General features: G+C 68.2%; 4 protein-coding genes and 1 riboswitch. Of the genes, 3 read left to right on the forward strand and 1 reads right to left on the reverse strand.

Annotated features, from left to right (window positions below):
* The first annotated feature begins 43 nt into the window (after window positions 1-43).
* The 3 genes from ACIPIA_RS11735 to ACIPIA_RS11745 all read left to right on the forward strand — a co-directional run bounded on the left by ACIPIA_RS11735 (window position 44) and on the right by ACIPIA_RS11745 (window position 3,159).
* Entirely contained in the window at window positions 44-262 is a 219-nt protein-coding gene (locus ACIPIA_RS11735; protein WP_400509679.1) for a hypothetical protein, read from the forward strand.
* Between the two features lie 71 nt (window positions 263-333).
* Window positions 334-438, forward strand: a riboswitch (TPP riboswitch).
* A gap of 79 nt (window positions 439-517) precedes the next feature.
* Window positions 518-2,404 (forward strand): phosphomethylpyrimidine synthase ThiC, encoded by a 1,887-nt coding sequence (gene thiC / locus ACIPIA_RS11740; RefSeq protein ID WP_400509681.1) that lies wholly within the window; start codon window positions 518-520, stop codon window positions 2,402-2,404.
* Window positions 2,405-2,409: 5 nt separating this feature from the next.
* Entirely contained in the window at window positions 2,410-3,159 is a 750-nt protein-coding gene (locus ACIPIA_RS11745; protein ID WP_400509683.1) for a hydroxyethylthiazole kinase, read from the forward strand.
* Here ACIPIA_RS11745 and ACIPIA_RS11750 read toward each other — a convergent pair.
* Window positions 3,143-3,952, reverse strand: an 810-nt coding sequence (locus ACIPIA_RS11750; protein WP_400509684.1) for a hypothetical protein, incomplete at its 5' end; no start/stop codon positions are given. The genes ACIPIA_RS11745 and ACIPIA_RS11750 overlap by 17 nt on opposite strands.

Below are 3,952 nucleotides of genomic sequence, written 5' to 3' on the forward strand. Positions count from 1 at the left end.
CCCTCGATCATCGCCCCCTGAGCCGTTCAGGATTTGGCAAGGGATGCCCGATAGCGTCGCCGGCATGAGCGACGCCGTCTCCCTCGCCCGCAGCATCGTCACGATGCAGGCTGCCTCGACGCAGCAGGCGCTGTCGATCGAGATGATCAGCCAGAACGCGCAGGCCGAGCAAAGCCTCGTCGCGATGCTCCAGCAGAGCGTCGAGCAGACCCAGGCAACGCTCCCCGACGGCCAGGGTACTCTGGTCGACCGCACCGCCTGAGCCCTTTCTCCTCCGCCGGATCATTCGCCGTCGAGCCTGTTGCCAAGCAGCGGCGCTGCACCTAACCTCGCACCTGTTCCGAGGGGTGCCCGCAAGGGCTGAGATGGCTTCCGAAGCCGAACCCGTCGAACCTGATCCGGGTCATACCGGCGGAGGGACTGGAACGCGGCAACAGGGCTGCAGCCTTGCCCGCAGACAGCGACTGGACCGCTTTCGAGCCCGGATCTCCTGACCTGTACCAAGGAGGAGATCCTCATGAATGCCCATACCAAGCCCCAGAAGAACAGCGTCAAGACCGCGCCGCAAAGCGTCACGACCGGCCCGATCGTCGGATCGCGCAAGATCTATGTCGCCGCGCCGGAGCATCCCGAGATGCTCGTGCCCTTCCGCGAGGTCGTGCTGAGCACCGCTGCCGAGCCGGCGGTGCGCATCTACGACCCTTCCGGCCCCTATACCGAGACCGGGGCGAAGATCGATCTCAATGCCGGCCTCGTGCAGCCGCGCCGCGCCTGGCTCGATGCGCGCGGCTTCGAGCAGGTCGCGGGCCGCGTCGTGACCGCTGCCGATAACGGCAACATCTCGGCCGATCAGCTCGTGCCCGCCTGTCCGGCGGAACGCCCGATCCTGCAGGCGAAGCCCGGCCAGCTGACGACGCAGTACGAGTTCGCCAAGGCCGGCATCGTCACGCCCGAGATGATCTATGTCGCCCATCGCGAGAATCTCGGCCGCGCCGCCATGCTGGAAGGCGCCCGCGAGCGCCACGCCGACGGCGAGAGCTTCGGCGCCAATGTGCCGGAATTCGTCACCCCGGAATTCGTCCGCGACGAGATCGCCCGAGGCAGGGCCATCATCCCGGCCAATATCAACCACCCCGAGCTGGAGCCGATGGCGATCGGCCGCAACTTCCTGGTCAAGATCAACGCCAATATCGGCAACTCCGCGGTGACCTCCGGCGCGGCAGAGGAAGTCGAGAAGCTGGTCTGGGCGATCCGCTGGGGCGCCGACACGGTGATGGACCTGTCAACCGGCCGCAACATCCACAACATCCGCTCCTGGATACTCAGAAATTCGCCGGTCCCGATCGGCACCGTGCCGATCTATCAGGCGTTGGAGAAGGTCGGCGGCGACCCGATCAAGCTCGACTGGGAGGTCTTCAAGGACACGCTGATCGAGCAGGCCGAGCAGGGCGTCGATTACTTCACAATCCATGCAGGCGTGCGCCTGCCCTACGTCCCGCTGACGGCGAATCGCGTCACTGGCATTGTCTCGCGCGGCGGCTCGATCATGGCGCGCTGGTGCCTGGCACATCACAGGGAGAGCTTCCTCTACGAGCGCTTCGGCGAGATCTGCGAGATCATGCGGCGCTACGACGTCTCCTTCTCGCTGGGCGACGGCCTGCGCCCGGGCTCCATCGCGGATGCCAACGACCGCGCCCAGTTCGCCGAGCTGGAGACCTTGGGCGAGCTTACCAACATCGCCTGGGGAAAAGGCTGCCAGGTCATGATCGAGGGCCCCGGCCATGTGCCGATGCACAAGATCAAGGAGAACATGGACAAGCAGCTGCGCGAATGCGGCGAGGCTCCGTTCTACACGCTGGGACCGCTGACCACCGATATCGCGCCGGGCTATGACCACATCACCTCCGGCATCGGCGCGGCGATGATCGGCTGGTATGGCTGCGCCATGCTCTGTTACGTCACGCCGAAGGAGCATCTGGGTCTCCCGAACCGCGACGACGTGAAGACCGGCGTCATCACCTATCGCATCGCCGCCCATGCCGCCGACCTCGCCAAGGGCCATCCCGCCGCGAAGATCCGGGACGACGCGCTCTCGCGCGCCCGTTTCGACTTCCGCTGGGAGGATCAGTTCAACCTGGCGCTCGACCCCGACACGGCGCGGGAATTCCACGACGAGACGCTGCCGAAGGACGCCCACAAGGTCGCGCATTTCTGCTCGATGTGCGGCCCGAAATTCTGCTCGATGAAGATCACGCAGGACCTGCGCGCCGAGGTTCTGGCGATGAGCGACAACGAGCGGGCCAATCTCGAGGCCATGGCCGAGCAGCAGAAACAGGGCATGGCCGCCAAGTCGCAGGAATTCCTCGACAAGGGCGGCAGCCTGTATCTACCTGCGGCCGAATGAGCAGCATGAACGCCAGCCTCGACGCGACCAAGGTCGCGTCGATCCTAGCGCGGGTGGCCGAGCGCCGCCCGCGCATCCATTGCCTGACCAATACGGTGGCGCAGAACGTCACCGCCAACATGCTGCTCGCCTTCGGGGCCGTGCCCTCGATGGCTGGCCACCCCGAGGAGGTCGCGGCGGTCGCGGCCGGCGCCGGCGCGATCCTGATCAATCTCGGCACGATCAGCCCGGACGGCGAGCGGGCCATCCCGAAGCTCGTGGCGGTGGCCCGCGAGCGCGCCATTCCGCTGGTGCTCGATCCGGTCTTCGTCGAACTGTCGCCGCTGCGGCTGCGGCTGGCGGAGGTTGTGCTGCGAGTGCCGGGCGTCGTCGTGCGCGGCAATGCCGTCGAGATGGCCGCGCTCGATGCCGTCATGCAGCGGGCGGATGGCGTCCTGCGCGTGACGACCGGCAAGATCGATCGCATCGAAGGCGGCGGGCGCGCTTTCCAGGTCGATCACGGACATGAGCTGATGACCAGGGTCACGGGACTCGGCTGCGCGTCGAGCGCGCTCGTCGCGGCCTGCCGGGCAGTCGAGCCGGATGCCGCCGTGGCGGCGGCCGCGGCGCTGACGGCCTATGGCATTGCCGGCGAGATGGCCGGCGACCGCGCGGCAGGCCCGGGCAGCTTCGCGATGCACCTCATCGACATGCTCGCGGCGCTCGACGAGAAGAAGCTGCGCCAGCGCATGTCCGGGCTTACTGCGTCGGCGTGAGCGGCAGCGGCGCTGGCTTCGGCGCCGGGCGCGGCTTCGGCTTGGCGGCAGGCTTGGGCTCGGAGCCGAGACCGAGCCGGACGCGCAGGGAGGCGGCGCGGGCCTCGGTGATCCGGGCGGCGCAGAAGCCCATCTGCCCTTCGCGCTGGAAGTCCCGGCAGATCGTTTCCCGCTCCGACGAGAAGCCCGCCTGCTCGCGGGCGATCGAGCGCTGCTCGACGGCGTCCGACTTGGCGGTCAGGGTTCGATAGCCTTCGCGCACGGCGCGTTCGGCCGATCCGCGCGCGCGCTCGATCTCCTTGGCCTGGGCGGCGATCGTGCGGGCATCGGGTCCCCACAGGCCGCGCGGATCGATGCGGCACTGGGCGGCCTCGACGACGCAAGGTTCCGTCGGTTCGACGACGAGGAACGAGCTGTCCAGCACATCGAAGACGATCGGGCAGATCGGCGCCTCCAGCCGGTAGCGCGCAACCCCGGCAGGGCGGCCGAGCGACGTGACCGGCACCGGCGCATCGCCGAAGGAGACGGTGCAGGGTTCGACGAGGTTCGGCGGCTGGAAGCCGTCGAGATTCAGTTTCATGCCGAATCCGCTGGCCGTCTTCGTGAAGGTCGCCTCGCCATGGTGGCCGTTGCGGTGCACCGCCTTGCCGAGGATGCCATCCTCGGTCGGGATCCTGATGGCGGGCATGCTCGGCGGGCGGGGCGCGGCCGCTGCGCCGGGCAGTCCGGGCGCGCTCTGCTGCGTGCCGGGAGCGTTGAACGGCTGCGCGCCCGGCAGCTGGAGGGGCTGCGC

It is taken from the genome of Allobosea sp. CER48 (assembly GCF_044752385.1).
GTDB lineage: Bacteria > Pseudomonadota > Alphaproteobacteria > Rhizobiales > Beijerinckiaceae > Allobosea.